We start from the raw sequence: 19091 nt of genomic DNA, 5'->3' as shown, positions 1-19091 counted from the left end.
GGTCAGCGGCGCGGATCGGAGACCGCCATCTTGAACTCCTTCAGCTCGTCATCCAGCGAGGCCACGGCGAGTTGGTGGAGGATGGAGTTCTGCAGGAAGGACGCTCGTTCCCTGTCCATGTCCACCGTGTTGCCGTCGAGGTTGGTCTGGGACGGCAGGGCGTGCTCCGCGAACTGCAGGGTGCTGCGGGGCGCCACCAGGTCGGGCGCGATGTGGCCGGGCGATGAGGTTGCCATCGGCGCCGCAGGTTTGGGTCGACTGGCTTCTTCAAGCGCCGCCGAGAAGCTGATGTCGCGTGCCTGGTAGTGCGGCGTATCCGCGTTGGCGATGTTGCTGGCGATCAGCGCCTGACGCTGACCCCTGAAGACCAGAGCCGTGGCCTTCCAGTCGTCATCCGGCGCCGCCGAAGGCGTGCCTGTGCTGGGCGTGGGACGGAGTGCGTTAGACATGGACACCTCCACCGGAGAAAAAGGGGAGCGCCGAAGCGCATCCCCTCGCAGTTGCCTTGGTGATCAGAAGCTGTGGCGCATGCCGACTTCCAAGCCGGACGAGCTCTCGCCACCGCGCATGCCGGTCGGCGTCGTGTACAGAACCGAGCTGCGCGCCGCACCCTTGTTGCTGATGTTGGCGTAGGTGCCGTAGAGCGCCGTCCGCTTGGACATCTCGTGCACGTAGCCCAGCGCCACGCGGGTGCTGTCGTCGGCGTCGGCATAGCCAGAGCCGACCGGGCCACCGGAGCGATTGACGGTGGTGTAGCCGACCCGGAACGAACCTGCTTGGGTCACCGGGACGGTGGCGCCAATCGACAGTTCCTGAGCCTTGCGCGGGCCCCACTTCTTCACGTCGACGAGGGTGTGCAACGTGCCCCAGGGCGACTTGTAGTTGAAGAGCAGGTTGTAGTTCTTGAACTTCGGCTGGGTGCTGCCAACGTCGGTCTGGCCAATGGCACCGCCGACCAGGAACGTGTTGTTCTCGAAGCCGAGACGGCCGCCTGTGTACTTGTTGCCCACGACGCCTTCGCCGGCGGCGACATGCACCTGACCAAACCAGCCGCCCAGGTTCTTGGGCAGGAAGTAGCTGACGCCGTTGTCGGTTCGTTGGGCGGTGGTCGCACCGCTGCCCAGCACTGCGCTGGAGCCGTAGACGAAAACACCGCGCGAACCCACGCCGACGATGCCGAACTCGTCGTTGAGCGCGTTGTTGTACGTCGGGGTGGTATCGCGGCCGAGGCGGATCTCACCAAACTCGCCCATCAGGCTGACGGTGGAGCGGCGGTTCCAGAACTTGCTGGCGTTGGCCGCGCCGGTGTCGAGCTCGACACCCGATTCCAGATGGAAGCCGGCAGACAGGCCGCCGCCAAGTTGTTCAACGCCACGAACGCCCAGGCGGCTGGTCGTGTTGGCGCCCGAAGTGACGCCCTTGACCGTGCCTGCGCTGCCGTTCTTCACCTGGCGGACGGCCGCATCGGCGACACCGAACAGCGTGACCGACGAGGTTTGCGCGAAAGCGGTGCTCGCCATCGCGCTGCATGCCAAGGCCAAGAGGACTGGCTTCTTCATGTACTTCTCCTATTCAGTAGGTACCGGGGGATCTGGATCGCCCCCAGCGCTACGCAGGCTAGGGAAGCTGCCTAGGGAAATCCATGATCTCGACCGTTTGGGTGGGCGCGTGCTGGTGCGCGGTGCCGCAAAGGCAGGGTTGCTGTGCCTTCGAATCGACAGGGGGCACTTGCGCGAAATGAGCGATTTCGATTCACACCCTTGTCATAGCTGGACAAACCCGTGAATCGGCGCGCCAACCTGACAAAACCGTAATCCGCCGGACGGGCAGCGGTCATGGCCGCCTTCTTACGCTTGCCCGTTGGCACTGGCGTCCACGACGCCGTTACGGACGCAGGCGGCTTGGCAAGGGCCACTGCAAAGAAGGCGCGGATGAGAAGACCCGATGCTCAACTGATATCGAGGGCGCGACGAGGAGACATCGCGGCCTGCCTGGAGGCCGGCCGCAAATACCTGCAAGGCACGAGCGGATTCCCGCGCCACGTGACGCTCGGGCTCGAGTACTTGCAGCAGGCTGAGCGCGCCCGAGCCGACGACACGCTGCAGCTCATCGTCGAGTCGCTGGACCTCTACGAGATCGCTGCGCATGGGCGAGTCGCCACGCTGCAGCGAGCAGCGCAGGCCGGCAGAGCGGCCGCGCAGATGAAGCTGGCAATCTGGCTTTCATTGACGGCCGTCGATCCCGAAGAGGCGATGCGCTGGTTCCGAAGCGCTGCGGCGGGTGGTGAGACAGCTGCCAGGAAGGTGCTGACCGCCTATACCCCGGACGATTTGTCCGAAGAACGCGTCGTGGCGCGGCTTCGCTCCCTCAAGGCTGTGCCGGGCATCGGCTGGGCCGCTTTGCTGACGTTTGCGATGGACAGGGCGTTGATGCGTCAAGAGCCGCAGATCCTGTTCCGGGCGCTGGCGGTGAGCTTGGAGTTGGATGGATCACCTGAGGCTGGCTTGGCGGACAAGGTGTTCGAAGCCCTCAGCTATGCCAGCAAGGTGCAGCCCGTGGATACCGCTGTTGATCGTCGGGCGATTGAGGCCCTTCTCGACGACTGCGTTGCACGAGGCAACACCGGCGCGGCGTTGATGTTGGGACTGGCCTTGAGCGGCCAGGATGTCGGTGCCCTGGCGTGGGAATCGCTGGTGACGAGCCAAAACTTCCGAAAGGCCTCAGCGCTCCTGATGCGCGCCGCTGACGGTGGCCACGGCGAGGCATGGAGCCGGCTGTACGAGATTCACTCGAACCACAACGGATCGGTTGCCAACCCGCCTATGGCGCGGTTCTGCCTGGAGAAGGCGGCGGCCAGCGGCGCAGTGATTGCCCAGCGGCGGCTGGGTGCAACCATCCTGCGGGCATCAGGCTCGCTGCGCGATGTCGAGCAAGGCATGCACTGGCTGTACCAAGCGGCACAAGCGGGCGATGAGGCCGCCCACCGGTTGCTGTGCACCTTCGTTCTTCCCGTGGACAGCCGTGACGTCGATGCAGCCCGCGCGCTGGAGGAGATTGAGCAGTCCAGTCCTGGGCTCGCACTTCGGCTTCAGGTGGCCAGGGATTTCGGGCTGACCAAGCTCGAGGCGATGACCGTGGACCTCGTGGGCAGCCAGCGCCCGTGGGGGCTCGTCGTGGGGCGCAATCCGTTCATCCGCCATGCCAAGCTTTCCGCGCCGCGCGCGGTGCCGGCCATCTCGGAGTCAGTCCAGCACAACCTGCGACGCGTCGTGGCGCAAGTCGCTGGCGGCGGCGTACGGGGTGCAGAGTTCCAGGACTTCGATCTTCGTCATCGCATGGTGAGGTTGAAGCAGGTCCTACAGGCTCATGGTCTGGCCGAATCGATGTTCTTTGCCAGGGCGTGCTCTAACGAACTGGATGTCCTTCGTGGAGGGGGACGCTGGGCGCGCATGGCGAAGGCCGAACTGGACGAGGCGATGGCGCTTCCGGGCGGGGCGGCGGAGGGTTCGCAGACAGCTTGTTGAGCGCAAGCTCGACACTGCCGGCGCGAAGCGGCGGCGCAGGTAAAACTCCTGCCTGCGAACATCCGTTCAAACTTCTGACGACGACATTCCCTCCATGAGAAAGCTCATCCAAGCGCTACACGACCAGTTGCCCGTCTGGGCAGCGGACTGGCTCGACATCCTCATTCCTGCGGTGGAGGTTGTGATGATCGTCTTGGGCGCCTGGCTGCTGATGCGGCTGGCCCACAAGCTGATCGACCGAGTCACGACCAAGTACGGCCTGCCGGTCAACATGGCATCGTTGTTTCTTCGCGTGGTCGGCGCCCTGGTCTACCTCGGCGCGCTGCTCTGGGCGTTGGAGCGCATGGGTGTCTCGGGCGCAGTGCTCTGGACGGCGTTCACGGGGTTTGCAACCGTCGGCGCGGTCGCGTTCTTCGCAGCATGGAGCGTGCTGTCGAACTTGTTCTGCACGCTGCTCATCTACATCACCAAGTCCTTTCGGATTGGCGACACGGTCGAACTGCTAGAAGCGGGTGACAAGCCGGGGATGAAGGGACGCGTGGTCGAAATCAATCCGGTCTACACCACGCTTCTCGAAAGCGGCGATCAGCAGAACGGCACAACGCTGCAACTGCCCAACAGCCTGTTCTTCCAGCGCGTCGTGCGGCGATGGCACGGTACGGCCGTGACCGCGGTAGCCCCGGATCAACAAGGAGGCCCGTAGCCAGAGGGCAGGGGAGGAACGAATGCTTTCGCCTTACGAGAACGTCATCATCGGGAACTTCATCTACGGGCTTGGGCTCGTGATGGGCAAGAACCCGAGGCAGATCGATTCATGCGTGAATCTGCTGCAGCAGACGCCACTGGACAAGGTCCTGGGTGACGTCATGCTGCAGTTCCCTGGAGCTTGGCGGCTGATCGAGTTCAAGCGCGTTGGCGCCAACCTGAAGAAGGAGCGCGTCAAGCTGGCGACGTACCGAGGCGCCACGCGCCGAGACGTTGATCTTCGCAAAGCGTCTTTGCGAGCTCACTGGTTTGTCGAGACCGGGCAGCACATCATTGACGAGTTTGACAACTCGACGTTTCAAATGAACGTGCGGCCCTACCTGGAGCTCGAGGAGCACGGAGGGATCTCACTTGAGGCCTTTGCCGAGCAGGTTGCCGAGGATGCGCACAAAGACCCACCGAATAAGGCAGAGCTGGACCTGTACCTCCGCTTGATCAAGCTTTTCGGCTGCCTCGACGGTTACGAAACTTCTGGGCTACTCGTGGGCGTCGGCAGCAATGGCGGTTTGTCATACCTGCCGCTTGAGAACATCACAGACCTGAAGGCGACTTCTCGTGTGCTTCGTGCCCGGCTGCGCGCCAGGGAGGAAGAGTTCACGCGAAGTCAGGCCGCGCGCGGCGCGTTTTCATCTGCTGTGCGACAGGAACTGCAGCGCCGAGAGGTGTCTGGCGAGCTGGCACACGGAGTCGAGCCGAAGCAGCAAACGCTTGATCATGGTCCATCCCTCTGACCTCATTTCAACCGCAGGGCGGAGATTTGCAAGCATCCGCAGGCCCTCATCACCTACCTCACATGTCATCCAATCCCGATAAGAAGCGACCAGAGACGCTCGAAGAGCTGGTCCCCATCGTTGCCGACGTCATCGAACACGCTCAGACGCTGCAAGGAGCAGCAGGCGACGCCGTGCAGCGCGTTAACACGGCCGCAGCGCTCGTCGCTGGCACCGTGAAGACGTTGGTCGCCAATCAACAGCAGATGGCTGCCGACATCGAAAAAGTCGTGGCAGGCAAGTTCAACACCACTGTTGATGATGCAGCTGATCGCATCGGGCAGCAGTTGACCAAGGCGGAAGGCAAGGCCAAGACGGCACTGACCAACTTGACGACTGAAACCAACTCAGCTGTGTCTGCTGTCAATCTCGAGGCGGACCGCCTCAAGCAAAACTGGTGGCTACCTGTGATCATCGGAGCCGTTGTGGGCGCGCTTCTGGGCGCCGCGATCAGCGGCACGACCGTCTACATGGTGCTCCGCGGCGGATGAAAGCCTGAGATCGGTGTACTCAAGGTCCTGAGCCTCGGGGCGATTCGGTCTCGCTCGACCGATCGCTCCCGTCGGCATGGGCGTCCTCAATGCTTTGCGCGACCCGATCGGGCTGAGCCTTGGCATTGGCGTGTCCAGGGCTGTCTTCCGGCTGCGGCGTGATGGGCGCGTCGACTGGCTTGTCCGGCTCGGTCGGCAACTGGACGGGGGATTTCTGATGGTCACCAGGCGCGGGCGCTGGGCCGGCAGAGGAGTTGGTCATCGCGGTCTCCATTGGGACGAGTGGATGTCCAAGGTAGCAGCGGAACTCGCCGCGCACTTGCCGCTGGGCCGCTTTCCCATGTAGGCGAGCTCCCTCAATGACGGATAAGGTAGATCGCGGCAACGATCAGTAGGCCGGTAGCGAGCATGAAGCATGCTCCTACCCGGTGCTGGTCAGCGCTCTCGAGCAACCCTCTGAATGCATTGATGATCTTGGTGAACTGAGCAAGCATGGGATCTCCTCTTTGACTTGAGTTGTGAATACGGTTCGCCGGATGGCCGAAGTTGAGGCAAGGATCGTCGATGGACCTGGCATGTGGGCCTTGGTTGGTTTCAGCCTAAACAGCCCCCTCAACCTGGCCTGACAGCAAGTTTCAGGGGGCGAACTTCATTCGGATGGCGAAACCTCCCCCTCCCGAAAGCACCAAACGAGTTTTTTGGGTTGGATTTGCGTTCGGGGGGGCTGAATCGGCCGGTCTCGGCGTACTTCAGCCCCCCCCGCCAAGTTGCAGTCGGCGGGCACGGCGAGACAGAGCGTCGAGCTCCAGGGAGAAAAGAATGGCAGTTGTGAACTCCGGTACGTCGTCGACTGCGTGGCTATGTCGCCGTACGAAGCAGCGCACGGCGAGGGACATATCAAGAGGGAGGACGGCAGAGGTGCCGACAGCGATTGCCTTGTCGACATTCATGCGCACACAACCCCCTGAGTGAAGTCAAGAGACTTCCGGACGCAGACGAACGCACCCGTGCTCGCGCTCAGCCTCTCCGTAGCTCAGACGCTGGCTCGGGCTACCGAAGCTGAAAACCCAGCTGACATCGCTCTCCCCGCCGAGGCCGAGGCCGTCGCGGGCCGGCAGCCCGGCCACAGCTTTGACGCTCGGGCCTTCACGGCCAGCAACGAGTGGCCCAAGACCGAGACGCTGACCTTTGCACCCGGCAAGGGCGCTGAAGTGAAGGCTGCGTTGACCGAGGGCCGTCCACAGTCTTCCGGTGGACGGCCAGTGCGGAAGTACTCGTTGACATGAACGGCGAGTGGCCCGACGCCGACGAGGAGGACACGAGCTACTGCGTGGACGGTGCCCAGCGCTAAGAAACAGGGTCGTTCACGGCGCCCTTCGATGGCAGCCACGGCTGGTACTGGCAGAACCGTGGCAAGCAAACGGTAACAGTCGAGGAGACGGTGACCGGCTTTCAGACCAAGCTGTTCAGGCCAAGCAAAGCCTCGCGATATCGCCTCAGGAGGCGGACAGGTATGTCGGCACTCAGCTTCGACTGGATCGCGCGTCGCTTCGCGCCGCCAACTTCGCCGGCCGGCCAGCAGTAGCACGTGGCGCGGATCATTGGCGAGCCGTTGATCTCCAGAAACCGCTGTTCGCCGGCCCCAAGAGCAGCGTCCTGCGTCACTACGGCCCTGCCAGTCCAACGGCAGCCCGTGCGATCCGGGTCGCAACCAGATTCAGACAACCGAATCAGGAATTGCGTCCAAGCCGCGCCGACCGTCGACGCGAACCGCCACGCGGTTGCCACGACGTACGGAGTCTTAGCAGCGTGTCTTGACACTCATGGTCAGTCTCTCGGCCAGCGCTGGTGCTCGTCATCGATGACGTAGGCGTGGCTATGCCGCCCCTGGTCATCGACCGCCGGGGCGTGGAGATGGGCATGTTCTGCCGGCATGTCAGGGTGGGTGTGTGGCACTTCGGCCGGGTCGTCGCTGGGCCACAGCCACATGCCCATGATCGTCGTCAGCGCGGCCAGCGTGCCGAGGGCGAGGAAGCTGGCATTGAGCCCTACCCGCGCGCCCATCCAGCCGGCCATTGGGTAAGTGATGAGCCAGCAGGCATGCGACAAGGCGAACTGCGCGGCGAAGAGGGCAGGTCGGTCTTCTTCGTTGGCGGAGCGCCGCAGCAGCCGGCCCGACGGTGTCTGTGCCAGCGAATAGCCGATGCCGAGCAACAGCCACAGCGCCACCAGCATCTCGAATCGCCCGACCGCCAGTGGCCCGAGGAAGAGACCGGTTGCCAGCAACCCGGCACCGAACAGCATGACCCTTCGATCCGGCAGCCGCTCCAGCAGCTTGGGCAGCCCCAGGGCCACCAGCATGGACCCTGCGCCAAAAGCTGCCAGCGCGCCGGCCGTGAAGCGCTGGCTGAGCTGCAGCTGGCTTTGCACGAGCACGACGGTGTTGACGATGACCATGGCGCTCGCCGACGCGATGGCCAGGTTCAACGCCAGCAGCCCGCGCAGCCGCGGCGTGGCCAGATAGATGCGGCTGCCGCGCGTCGTACGCTCGTAGACGCTGCGGCGCGACGGCTTTTTGGCCTTGGGCAGCACGGCCGACACGACGAACAACGCCGACGCGATGAAACCCACGACGGTGCCGAGGAAGAGGCTGTGGAATCTGACGACCGTCAGCAGCACTGCGGCAAGCGCCGGACTGCCCAGGCTCTCCAGGTCGTAGGCCAAGCGGGACAGCGACAATGCTTTGGTGTAGTCCGCCTCCTTGGGAAGCACGTCGGGGATGGTGGCCTGGAAGGTGGGCGTGAATGCGGCCGAGGCGGACTGCAGCACGAAGATCAGCACATAGACCTGCCAGATCTCAGTGACGAAAGGCAGCAGCAGGGCGACCGCTGCGCGCACCAAGTCCAGAGTGACGAGCAGAGTGCGGCGGGGCAGTTGTTCGGCGAAGGCGGAGGCCACCGGCGCAACGCCGATGTAGGCCAGCATCTTGATGGCCAGCGCCGTGCCAAGGACCGCCCCGGCGTCTGCCCCTGCCAGGTCGTAGGCCAGCAGGCCCAGGGCGACCGTGGCCAGGCCTGTGCCGACCAGAGCGATGACCTGAGCGAAGAAGAGATGCCGATAGGTGCGGTTGGCGAGGACGTCGAGCATGGTGCTTCTCCGCTGATATTGAATGACCTCGGCAGGCGATGTGCCCACCGAGGTGGGCGCATCAGTTACCGGTGAAGTTGGCAGCGATGAAATTGCCCTGCGGGGTGAAGAACATGTAGAGGGTCTCCTTGGATTTGTCCGTCGCAGCAGCGTCCTTGAAAGTGACCTTCCATTCCTTGCCCTTCTGGCCGTCGACTTGCTCGGGTGCGGCGGGTTTCACGGCCTGCCAAGACTTGTCGAGCTTGCCGCTGGCGATGAGCTGCTGCTGGCGTTTGACGGCGCAGCCAGACACGGTCTCGGCCTTGGCCGGGGTGGAACCGTGGAAATGGCAGTCGCCCTCGCCGCCGGCAAAGGCTGGCGCCGAGAGGGACAGGGCGGCCAGGGCCGCAAAGGTGCTGACGAATTGCTTCATGGTGAGTCCTTGGTGGGGGGAGGGGAATATTGTTTAGAGGCTGTCGCGCCCGGTCTTGGTGCTGTTCTCGACTTCCAGGTCCTCGTGGGCGTGCCGATGCGCCTTGAGGGGGAAACGCAGGTTCTCTGCATCAATGTCGTGGTGGTAGCCGTGCAGCTGCATCAGCAGCAGCAGGCTACCCACCGCCATCAGCGCGTTGTTAGCCAGCACGCTGAAGCGTGCAAACGACTCGCGCCGACGCCAGACCGACAGCAGGCCGACCATGACGACGAGGGCCGCGATCTGGCCCAGCTCTACGCCGACGTTGAAGCTGAGGATGCGCATCAGCATGCCTACCTGGTCGTCTCCCAGCGGCAGTTGCTGCAGCCGCGTCGACAAGCCGAAGCCGTGCAGCAGGCCGAAGCCGAAGACGACGGCCAGCAGGTTGGGCGAGGCGCGGCCGAAGTGCTTCTGGAAACCGCCGTTGTTGTCGAAACCCTTGTAGATCACGCTGATGGCGATCAGCGCATCGACCAGCCAAAAGTTCCACGTGATCTTCAGGAAGGTCGCCAAGATCAGCGTGATGCAGTGGCCGAGCGTGAAGGCGGTGACGAACTTGGCGACATCCACAAACCGCGTGAGGAAGAACACCACGCCGAACAGGAAGAGCAGGTGGTCATAGCCGGTCAGCATGTGGCTGGCTCCCAGGCTGACGTACTGCAGGTATCCGCCATCCAGCATGCGCTGCTTGTCGGCTTCCGAGATGCCATGGGCCCAGGCGGCCAGCGAGGTGAGGAACAAGCCCACCGCAAGCAGCGGCCGGGCAAAGAGTCGGAGCATGAGTGACCTTCTTGATTACGTGGATCAGTCTTGGGCCAGGTCCCAGATCAGGTGGGCGTCAATCAGCAGACGCATCTCCCAGCGCACCGCCTCGCCCTGGGCCTGCACGGCAGCGCGTGCCGCATCGGTAGCTTGGCGGCGTGCCAGCAGCAAGGCCTGCAGGTCCGCCGCGCCCAGGCCGTAGGCGCGCTGCATCAAGCGTGCGCTCTCAGCGCTGAGACGGGCTGTCTCGCTTGCGATGCGCCAGCGCTCCAGGCTGCCGGTGGCCTCGGCGTAGGTCTGTGCCGCTTCGAGCTCGATCTCGCGGCGCGTTTGGTCCAGCGCCGCCTGCAGTGCGTCGGTCTCTTTGCCGGCCTGCAACGCCCGCGCGCTGCGGTAGCTGCCACCGAAAGGGATGCTGATCGACAGGCCCACGACCCGTTCGTTGCGCATCGCCTCGTTGGCCGCGAAGACGCCCACCGTGGGGTCAGCGATGCGGTCGGCCCGCGCCCGCGCGGCCGTCACGCCGGCGCGCCGCCACTCCGTCTCCGCAGTCTTGATGGGGTCGGCTTCCTCCAGCACGCGCTCGCGCCACTGGGCCTCGGGCCAGACCGGCGTCTGGGGAGGTGGCAGCACGATGCCGTCCGGCACCACGGCCGCAAAGCGCACGCGCAGCGTGGCTTCAGCCTTGACGACTTCGGTGGCGGCCTGGCTGACATCACGCGCAATGCTGCCGATGTCGCCCTGCGCGACATTGGAGTCCAGCGCCGACGCATCACCGGCCCGCTGGCGCTTGGTCACCACGTCGAGATTGCTCATGGCGATGGCAAGCTGGTCGCGCAGCAGTGCGTGCTGGCGTTTGGCAACGATGACGCCCGTCCAGGCATCGGCCAGCGTCCGGGCCGCCTCGTGGCGCGCCTCGCCGAGGCGGGCTCGGCCCAACTCCACCTCCAGGTCCCTTAGCTGGCGGTCCAATCCGGCTTTGCCGTTGACGCGGATGGCGCGCTCGAGCGCCGCCGTCCATTCGTTGGAGCGTGCGCCGCTGTCCTGGTAGCTGCGCCGCTGGCCCTGAACGCGGGCAGTCCACTCATGCGGGCCAGCCGCAATGGCCGCACCACCGTGGTTGGCGGCCTCCGCGGCGAGACGGGCGCTCGCTACGGCCGGATCGGCCTCGATCCAGGCACTCGCCTGTGCGGTGGAGGGCAGGAAGCCGGGGGTCGGCACGTCTTCAGCACGCGCGGACAGCGTCACGCAGAGCCAGGCGCATGCGATGAATCTCGCTGCCAGCCGCTTCATTTGAATTCTCCTTGTCGAACGACGGGCGTGGCCCAATAGCGCGCGCCGGTACGGACCAGCTCGGGTTGCAACCGGGTCAACAGGGCGTCCAGTTGGTCGTGCGCGACCAGCACCTGAACCACGGCTGCATCGCTGCGGCCACTGACCTGATCCTGGGTGCTCAGAGCGCCATGCCCGTAGCCGTGGCCCGAGGCTGGCGAGCTGGTGAAAACGCCTGCCTCGCCGACGGCCAGCAGAGCGTCGAGCACCCGCTCTTCGGTCAGCGCCGGGCACAGCAGGTGCAGACAGACCAGGTTTGATGGGAAATCAGCCATGGGCCACCTCCGGCGTTGCAAGTGCAGCCGCCCGCGGCTGGCCGAAGCGCAGGTAAAGCAGCGGCAGCAGCACCAAGGTCAGCGCCGTGGCGGTGATGAGCCCGCCGATGACGACGATGGCCAGAGGACGCTGGATCTCCGAGCCTGGCCCGGTCGCGAACAGCAGGGGGATCAGGCCGAAGGCCGTGATGGACGCGGTCATGAGCACCGGTCGCAATCGCCGTCTGGCCCCCAGCGTCACGCTGTCGAGCAGCGTCATGCCTTCGGCGTGCAGCTGGTTGAAGTAGCTGACCAGCACGACGCCGTTGAGCACTGCGATGCCCAGCAGTGCGATGAAGCCGACCGACGCCGGCACGGACAGGTATTCGCCGGTCACCCACAACCCGACGATGCCGCCGACCAGCGCGAATGGCACGTTGCTGAGGACCAGCAGCGCCTGGCGCACGGAGCCAAAGGTGGAGAACAGGATCATGAAGATGATGCCGAGCGCCAGCGGCACGACGAGTCCAAGACGCGCCGCGGCTCGCTGCTGGTTCTCGAATTGGCCGCCCCAGCTGATGCGGTAGCCCGTGGGGAGCTGGACCGCGGAGCCGACCTTCTGCTTGGCCTCCTCCACGAATCCGACCAGGTCGCGACCGGACACCTTGGCGATGACCACGCTGTAGCGGCTGCCCAGCTCACGATTGATCTGCACGGGCCCGGTGTCACGCTGCAGGGTGGCGATGGTTTCCAGAGGGACGGAGCGGCCGTCTGATGTCGAGATGCGCAGCGCAGCGAACTCCGCTGGTGACATCCGCATGCGTTCTGGGCCGCGCAACACGATGGGAACGCGTCGCGCGCCTTCGATGACGGTTCCAGCTCGCTGTCCTTCGATCTGCGCCCGCAGCGCGTCTTGAACATCCTCGACAGACAAGCCGTAGTTGCCGGCGGCCAGGCGGTCAATCACCACGCGCAGGTACTGCACGCCGTCGTTTTGCACCGTGTAGACGTCCTGGTTGCCAGGCACCGTCTTCATGACGCCTTCGATCTTGGCGGCGATCTGGTTCAGCGTCGGCAGGTCGGGTCCGAATACCTTGATCGCCAGATCTCCGCGCACGCCGATGATCATTTCGGACACGCGCATGTCGATGGGCTGGGTAAAGCTGTACTTGATGCCAGGCATCTGGTCGAGCACCGTTCGCACCTTCGCAATCAGCGCGTCCTTGTTCGCCAGTTGCCATTCCTCGCGCGGCTTGAGTACGAGGAAGGTGTCCGTCTGGTTCAGACCCATGGGGTCCAGTCCGATCTCGTCTGAACCGGCCCGTGCCACCACCCCGGTGATTTCAGGGATGTTTATCATCAGCGCCTGTTGGATCTTCAGATCCAGCGCTGCGGTCTCCTCCAGGCTGACCGAGGGCAGCTTCTCGATGCCAACGATGAGATCTCCCTCGTCCATCGTCGGCAAAAAGGTCTTGCCGACCTGTGTATAGACGAGGCCCGCCACGACCAACATTGCAACGGCCACGACGTACACGACCTTCTCGCGCCGCAGAGCGCCGTTGAGCAGCGGTACATAGCCCTTGAGCAGCTTTCGCACCACCCAGGGGTCCTCATGCGAAACCTGCTTGATCAGAAATGACGCGACCACTGGAATGACCGTGAGCGACAGCACCAGCGAGCCGAAGAGCGCGAAGACGATGGTCATCGCGACAGGCACAAAGAACTTGCCTTCCAGATCCTGCAAGGTCAGCAGCGGCAAGAACACGACCACGATGATGAGGACGCCGGCCACCACGGGTGTCGCGACTTCCCTGACGGCGCGCAGGACCACGTGCAACCGTGGCAACTTGCCCGCGGTCTTGTCGTGTCCGAGGTGCTGCACAACGTTCTCGACGACCACGACGGCTGCGTCCACGAGCATGCCCAACGCGATCGCCAGGCCGCCGAGGCTCATGAGGTTGGCGGACATGCCGCTCAGGCGCATGGCGATGAAGGTGGCCAGTGCCGCGAGTGGCAGCACCAGGGCGACGGTGACTGCCGCGCGCAGGTTGCCCAGAAACGCCCCGAGAAGGATCAGCACCAGCACGGTGGCTTCCAACAAGGCCTTCGACACCGTGCCGACGGCCTTCTCCACGAGCTGGGCCCGGTCGTAGAACGCCTTGACGTGGACACCCTTGGGCAGGGTTGGCTCAAGCTCGGCGAGCTTGCGCTTGACGCCTTCGACTACCTTTTGAGCGTTGGCGCCTGCAAGCCCCAGCACAAGCCCTTCGACGGCTTCGGCCTGGCCGTCCTTGGTGACAACGCCATAGCGTGTCACGCTGCCAAGGCGAACATCAGCCACGTCGCCGAGCCGGACGGGTACATTGCCTTTGACGGTGACAACGATCGCCTTGATGTCGTCTGCGTTCTTCAGGCTGCCTTCGGCGCGAACCAGCAGGACTTCGTCCCCCTGGCCCAGTCGGCCAGCGCCATCGTTCCGGTTGTTCTTCTCAATCGCAGTCTTGAGCGCCTCGGTGGAGAGGCCCATCATGCCCAGGCGGGCCATGTCGGGGACCACCTCAAAGCTGCGAACCTTGCCACCCAGCGAGTTCACGTCCGCCACGCCTGGGACCGTGCGCAGGGCAGGGCGTATGACCCAGTCCAACACCTCGCGACGCTGTTCGAGCGTCATCTCGGGCGCCTCGACGGTGAACTGGTACATCTCGCCCAACGGCGTCGTGATTGGCGCCATGCCACCGGAGAGGCCCTGGGGCAGGTCGCCCTGGATGTTCGCCAGGCGCTCAGCCACTTGCTGGCGCGCCCAGTAAAGATCGGTTCCGTCTTCGAAATCGATGGTGACGTCGAAGATGCCGTACTTCGACACCGAGCGCAGCATCTTCTGGCGCGGGATGCCAAGCATCTCCACTTCGATGGGCGCGACGATGCGGCTCTCAACCTCTTCAGGCGTCATGCCGGGCGCCTTCAGGATCACCTTGACCTGGGTGCTGGAGACGTCGGGGAAGGCGTCGATGGGGAGGTTGCGGAAGGCGTACCAGCCGAAGCCCGCCAGCAAGGCAGCCCCCAGCAGGATGAAGATGCGCTGTGAGAGCGCAAATTGAACGAGGCGGGTCAGCATCACTCGCCTCCGCCCATGCCCAACCAAGCTGACTTGAGCGCGATGACAGAGGTCACTGCCACTTCCTGGCCGCTTTTCAGGTTGCCATGCACTTGCAGGGCTTGGCCGGCGCTGCTGACGACGGTCACCGGCACGGCGACAAAGCCCTTTGTGCTGCGCACGAAGACATAGGCCTTGTCGTCTTGGTACGTGACTGATGCCAGCGGAAGGCCCCAGCCGCCGCCGGCAGCAGCAAACGGCACGCGTGCCTGCACGACCTCTCCCGGGCGCAGCTTGTCTACGCCTTTCGTGACCCGGGCCCTGAGGGTCTGGGTTTGGCCTTCTCCCACCAGCGAGCCGACTGACATGGCAGAGGCGCTGACGTCGCGACCAGGAACTGTGATCTCGGCATTTCGTGGGACCGCCGTACCGGCGGCCACCTGCACCTCCAGCCACAACTCGCGGAGGTTGGCGATTCGCAGCAGGGGATCTGCTTCTTTCACACGCTGGCCAAGCTTGGCGTCCAGCGACGCCACCAGGCCATCACTGCGTGCACGGACGGTGATTGCGTCATCCAGGCTGCCGTTTGCCGCTGCCTTGCGCGCCGATGCAGCGTCAGCGCCGGCAAGGCGCAGGGCGGCTTCGGCCTGCCTCACCGCGGCATCCGCGCCGGCTTGCGCGGCCTGCGCTTCCTGCACTCGCCGCCCGGGGATGATGCCCTCAGCGAGGAGTTGCTTTTCGCGCTCCATGGTCTGCCTTGCCAGCTTCGCGCGGCTGTCGGCTTCCATGAGCTTGAGCTGAAGATCACCGTAGGCCGGGCTGGCGATCCGCAGTAGCGGCTGGCCTGTCTTGACTACATCCTGAGGATTGATGAGCAGCCGGTCGATGACGCCATCGACCGGCGCGCTGACCATGATGTCTTGGTTCGGCGGCAGAACGACCCGCGCTGGCGAGGCCAGGCCGGCGATCGCCGCGGGCTGGTCCAACTTGCGCACCGTGACGCCCAGAGACTGCATCTGGGCTGGCGAAACGGCGAACTCGGCGGCGGGCTCAGCTGCAATGGCGGACAGAGGCAGGCCGGCGCAGAGGAGCGCGCCAGGAATTGCGGACGCGAGAGCGCGCGCCCGGGGCATTTGAAACATGGGAGAACTCCACAGTGACCGCCATGACAGGGGCGGCCGAGATCCGGCGCCGCAGTGCGGCGCGACGTGCGATCAGCTGTGGAGCAGGGGAGGTGCGCGCCCCTCGGGGCGCAACGTACAACGACTGGGTATCGGGATGTGGTCGGCCGCCGGCGTTCCCGGCAGCACCGCCAAGGGATCGTCGCAGGGGCGAACCACGATTTCCCACACGCGGGAGACGATGAGGTCCAGGGAGGGACTTACGTCAACCCTACCGTCCGAGGCGCGCAGCGCGGCGTTCGAGTGCCCTAGCGTGTCGTGGACAGCTTCTTCGGCGTGAGACCACTCGCTGTTCACATCCGGATCTACATGATCGGCATGAACTTCACGGTGTGCCTCCTGGTGCGTGTGAGGCAGCAGCATGTCGGGGCCCATGTCATGGGCGTGGGCATGCAACGGGGCGCTCAGGAGATCGAACGCCACGAGCAGAACGACAAACCAGCGCATGAGCAAAGCCGTCTTGACGACGGGCTGCCGAGCGATGGTAGGGGTCTGACTCATGGGAGGTTTGATTTGGCGAGTTCAGTGAAGCGGTGGGGCTCCACCGACGATTTCATGCGAACGGCAGTATGCGGCATCGACCGTCCGCTGGCAAGGTACTGGGTGGGGGTACCTTTAAGATTGTGAAGGATGACCGCTGGAGACGCAGCTACTTCAAGTAGGTTCGCAAGATCGCAACTGAAGCCACCTCGAAATCCTGATCCAGGTGGAAGTAGAGAATTTCCAGCAACGGAGTCTCTACATGAAGAAATCTCGATTCACCGACAGCCAGATCGTGGCCGTGCTCAAGGAGGTTGAGCTCGGCGCCAAGGTCGGCGAGACCTGCCGCAAGCACGGCATCAGCGAGCCGACCTACTACAAGTGGAAGAGCCAGTTCGCGGGCATGAACGTCTCCAGCCTGGCGCAGCTGCGCGAGTTGCAGGAGGAGAACGCCCGGCTCAAGCGCATGTACGCCGAGCTCGCCCTGATGCACACCGCCTTGAAGGACGTCGTCGAGCGAAAGCTCTGACCCCGGCGCTTCGCGCGCAGCTCGTGCAGTCCCTGGTCGATGACCATGGATTCAGTCAGCGTCAGGCCTGCAAGGCCAGCGGCATTGCCCGCTCCACGCTGCGCTACCGAGCCGCTCCTCGCGACGACGCCGGGGTGACCGAATTCGTTCAGCAGCACATCGCGGTGAACCCACGGCATGGCTTCGGCTTGCTCTACGACAGCGCCCGGCACCAGGCCAAGCCCTGGGGCAAGACGGTGCTGTGGCGCGTGTATTGCCAGCTCAAGCTCAACCTGCCGCGGCGTGGCAAGAAGCGGCTGCCGGCGCGCATCAAGCGACCTCTGGATCAAGCCTATGAACCCAACCAGCACTGGAGCTGCGACTTCATGGCCGATGCGCTGTGGAGCGGCAGGCGCTTCCGCACGTTCAATGTCATCGACGAGTTCAACCGCGAGGCGCTGCGCATCGAAGTCGATACCAGCCTGCCGGCCGCACGCGTCATCCGCGCGCTCAGTGAGTTGGTCGAGGTACGCGGTGCGCCGCTGTCGATCCGCATGGACAACGGGCCGGAGTTCATCGCCAACGCACTGGCCGAATGGGCCAAGACGCACGGCATCGAGCTGCGTCACATCCAACCGGGCAAGCCCACGCAGAACGCCTATGTCGAACGCTTCAACAAGACCTACCGCACCGAGGTACTGGACTGCTATGTCTTCGAGTCCCTGGCCGAGGTGCGCGCGATGACGGCCGACTGGCTGCATCGCTACAACCACCATCGACCCCACGAAGCCCTGGGCCGCATCCCGCCCGCCGAGTACCGAGCGAAACTATTCCCCAACCTCTACTTCTGACTGGCGCAGGAAATCGAGGTGGCTTCACAACGACTTCATCGACCTCGACCTGACGCTGGGCCGGCGTGATGTCGACTGCCGCGACGTGATCGCGAAGATGTCCTTCCAGAACTTCGGCCATCAGGCCTGCGACGGCACCGCGGATAGCTGCAATCTGCTGAAGGACCTTGCCGCAGTCCATGTCCTCACCAGTCTCGATGAGGCGCTCGAGCCCATCGGCTTGGCCCTTGATGCGGCGCACCCGCGCCAGCAAGCTCTTTTGTCCTTTGACGGTGTGCGTCATTCTGTTCGCCTAGGTAGGGTACTGGGGTAGAGTACCTTCATTCAAATTCCGTGCGCGCCAAATGGCATCCGGTGCGCCCGCATCATGACCGACTTTGCAACCCTGCTGCAGCAAGGCAACGCTTGGCTGTTCGTTCCCAGCGCCATCCTGTTGGGCGCGCTTCACGGGCTGGAGCCCGGGCATTCCAAGACCATGATGGCCGCCTTCATCGTCGCGATCCGCGGCACGATGACGCAGGCCATCCTGCTTGGGCTGTCTGCCACGCTGTCACATACGGCGGTCGTCTGGCTCGTAGCTTTGGCTGGCCTGTACTTTGGGCGGAACTGGCAGGCGGAAGCGACCGAGCCCTACTTCCAGGTCGCTTCTGCGGTCCTCATCATCGCTGTCGCGGTCTGGATGCTGTGGCGTACCTGGCGCGACCAGCACGAGCACGATCATCACCATGACCACGGGCACGACGAGCCGCAACGCATCGTCACCGGTCACGGCGTGCTGCGTGTCGAGATCTTCGAGACCAACGCGCCGCCGCGCTTTCGCCTGATCGCGGAGAGCGGACAGGGCTGGGACGCTGCGGAAGCGGAGGTCACGACGATTCGTGAGGATGGCGGCCGGCAGCTCTTCAAGTTCGTTCGCAAGGACGGATTCCTAGAGTCCCTTGACGAGATTCCCGAGCCGCACGCGTTCAAAGCCCAAGTCAGTCTGGGCCTCGGTGGAGAGCACCACGACTATTCACTGACGTTTGAAGAACACCAGCACACCCATGACGAGCTTGAAGCAGGCGACTTGGAGTTTCAAGACGCACACGAGCGCGCTCATGCGAACGATATCAAGCGCCGCTTTGCCAACCGCAATGTCACCACAGGCCAGATCATCATCTTCGGCCTGACCGGTGGGCTGATCCCTTGTCCCGCATCCATCACCGTGTTGCTGCTGTGCCTGCAGCTGAAGAAGTTCACGCTGGGCGCAGCGTTGGTCTTGTGCTTCAGCATCGGCCTGGCGTTGACGATGGTGACGTCGGGCGCGCTCGCCGCGTTGAGCGTCAAGCACGTATCCAAGCGCTGGAGCGGCTTCGGAGCGTTCGCACGCAAGGCGCCGTACTTCTCAAGCGCCTTGATATTGCTCGTCGGGCTCTATGTCGGCTATGAAGGCTTGCACGCGCTCAAGTTGTTGGGGGCGTGAATCCAGGGTCAACAGCGCC

The 19091-nt window shown here is 64.2% G+C and carries 17 protein-coding genes and 2 pseudogenes; 7 read left to right on the top strand and 12 right to left on the bottom strand.

All coding sequences use genetic code 11. The features are described 5' to 3' along the window. Positions 1-2: 2 nt before the first annotated feature. Positions 3-449 carry a flagellar basal body rod protein FlgB gene (flgB, locus tag NYP07_RS08130; protein WP_088481179.1) on the bottom strand — a complete coding sequence of 149 codons (447 nt, stop codon included), beginning with the start codon at positions 447-449 and terminating at the stop codon, positions 3-5. 63 nt (positions 450-512) lie between these two features. Then, positions 513-1559 (bottom strand): porin, encoded by a 1047-nt coding sequence (locus NYP07_RS08125; RefSeq protein WP_088481178.1) that lies wholly within the window; start codon positions 1557-1559, stop codon positions 513-515. 372 nt (positions 1560-1931) lie between these two features. On the opposite strand from NYP07_RS08125, the gene NYP07_RS08120 reads away from it, so the two are divergent. From NYP07_RS08120 to NYP07_RS08105, 4 genes are all read left to right on the top strand, one after another. Then, positions 1932-3524, top strand: coding sequence for a tetratricopeptide repeat protein (locus NYP07_RS08120; protein ID WP_158218118.1), 1593 nt, complete (start codon positions 1932-1934; stop codon positions 3522-3524). Between the two features lie 94 nt (positions 3525-3618). Beyond that, positions 3619-4227 (top strand): mechanosensitive ion channel family protein, encoded by a 609-nt coding sequence (locus NYP07_RS08115; RefSeq protein ID WP_193466476.1) that lies wholly within the window; start codon positions 3619-3621, stop codon positions 4225-4227. A 22-nt stretch (positions 4228-4249) separates the two neighbouring features. Beyond that, positions 4250-5020: a hypothetical protein gene (locus tag NYP07_RS08110; protein WP_088481176.1), complete on the top strand. Its 771-nt coding sequence runs from the start codon at positions 4250-4252 to the stop codon at positions 5018-5020. A gap of 62 nt (positions 5021-5082) precedes the next feature. Next, positions 5083-5550, top strand: coding sequence for a hypothetical protein (locus NYP07_RS08105; RefSeq protein ID WP_088481175.1), 468 nt, complete (start codon positions 5083-5085; stop codon positions 5548-5550). Between the two features lie 356 nt (positions 5551-5906). Here NYP07_RS08105 and NYP07_RS08100 read toward each other — a convergent pair whose 3' ends face one another. Further along, positions 5907-6044: a hypothetical protein gene (locus NYP07_RS08100; protein WP_163334438.1), complete on the bottom strand. Its 138-nt coding sequence runs from the start codon at positions 6042-6044 to the stop codon at positions 5907-5909. Positions 6045-6557: 513 nt separating this feature from the next. On the opposite strand from NYP07_RS08100, the gene NYP07_RS08095 reads away from it, so the two are divergent. Beyond that, entirely contained in the window at positions 6558-6836 is a 279-nt protein-coding gene (locus NYP07_RS08095) for a hypothetical protein (RefSeq protein ID WP_268149227.1), read from the top strand. Between the two features lie 541 nt (positions 6837-7377). On the opposite strand, the gene NYP07_RS08090 is transcribed toward NYP07_RS08095, so the two are convergent. The 8 genes from NYP07_RS08090 to NYP07_RS08055 all read right to left on the bottom strand — a co-directional run bounded on the left by NYP07_RS08090 (position 7378) and on the right by NYP07_RS08055 (position 16272). Then, a complete protein-coding gene (locus NYP07_RS08090) occupies positions 7378-8697 on the bottom strand; it encodes an MFS transporter (RefSeq protein WP_268149458.1) in 1320 nt (439 codons plus the stop codon). A 61-nt stretch (positions 8698-8758) separates the two neighbouring features. Beyond that, complete coding sequence (locus NYP07_RS08085) at positions 8759-9109, bottom strand: DUF6488 family protein (RefSeq protein ID WP_268149226.1); 351 nt, start codon at positions 9107-9109, stop codon at positions 8759-8761. A 33-nt stretch (positions 9110-9142) separates the two neighbouring features. Next, positions 9143-9928, bottom strand: coding sequence for a HupE/UreJ family protein (locus NYP07_RS08080; RefSeq protein ID WP_268149223.1), 786 nt, complete (start codon positions 9926-9928; stop codon positions 9143-9145). 24 nt (positions 9929-9952) lie between these two features. Further along, positions 9953-11203 (bottom strand): TolC family protein, encoded by a 1251-nt coding sequence (locus NYP07_RS08075; RefSeq protein WP_268149221.1) that lies wholly within the window; start codon positions 11201-11203, stop codon positions 9953-9955. Then, positions 11200-11517: a DUF3240 family protein gene (locus NYP07_RS08070; RefSeq protein WP_088481168.1), complete on the bottom strand. Its 318-nt coding sequence runs from the start codon at positions 11515-11517 to the stop codon at positions 11200-11202. The genes NYP07_RS08075 and NYP07_RS08070 overlap by 4 nt, the downstream gene beginning before the upstream one ends. Continuing rightward, positions 11510-14611 (bottom strand): efflux RND transporter permease subunit, encoded by a 3102-nt coding sequence (locus NYP07_RS08065; protein WP_268149220.1) that lies wholly within the window; start codon positions 14609-14611, stop codon positions 11510-11512. The genes NYP07_RS08070 and NYP07_RS08065 overlap by 8 nt, the downstream gene beginning before the upstream one ends. Then, entirely contained in the window at positions 14611-15732 is a 1122-nt protein-coding gene (locus NYP07_RS08060) for an efflux RND transporter periplasmic adaptor subunit (RefSeq protein WP_268149219.1), read from the bottom strand. The genes NYP07_RS08065 and NYP07_RS08060 overlap by 1 nt, the downstream gene beginning before the upstream one ends. 72 nt (positions 15733-15804) lie before the next feature. Beyond that, positions 15805-16272, bottom strand: a complete 468-nt coding sequence (locus tag NYP07_RS08055) for a hypothetical protein (RefSeq protein WP_268149217.1) — start codon at positions 16270-16272, stop codon at positions 15805-15807. Between the two features lie 241 nt (positions 16273-16513). Here NYP07_RS08055 and NYP07_RS08050 point away from each other — a divergent pair. Continuing rightward, positions 16514-17589: pseudogene (locus NYP07_RS08050) on the top strand (IS3 family transposase); the annotation flags it as partial. Between the two features lie 49 nt (positions 17590-17638). Here the strand turns inward: NYP07_RS08050 and NYP07_RS08045 are convergent. Continuing rightward, positions 17639-17893: pseudogene (locus NYP07_RS08045) on the bottom strand (metal/formaldehyde-sensitive transcriptional repressor); the annotation flags it as partial. Between the two features lie 84 nt (positions 17894-17977). Between NYP07_RS08045 and NYP07_RS08040 the strand changes: the two are divergent. Further along, positions 17978-19072: a nickel/cobalt efflux protein RcnA gene (locus NYP07_RS08040; protein ID WP_268149214.1), complete on the top strand. Its 1095-nt coding sequence runs from the start codon at positions 17978-17980 to the stop codon at positions 19070-19072. The last annotated feature ends 19 nt before the right edge of the window (positions 19073-19091 follow it).

Source organism: Pelomonas aquatica (assembly GCF_026712205.1).
Classification (GTDB): Bacteria; Pseudomonadota; Gammaproteobacteria; order Burkholderiales; family Burkholderiaceae_C; genus Pelomonas; species Pelomonas aquatica.
Note: the sequence above shows the minus strand (reverse complement) of the source record. Positions and strands in the feature narration are given on the sequence as shown.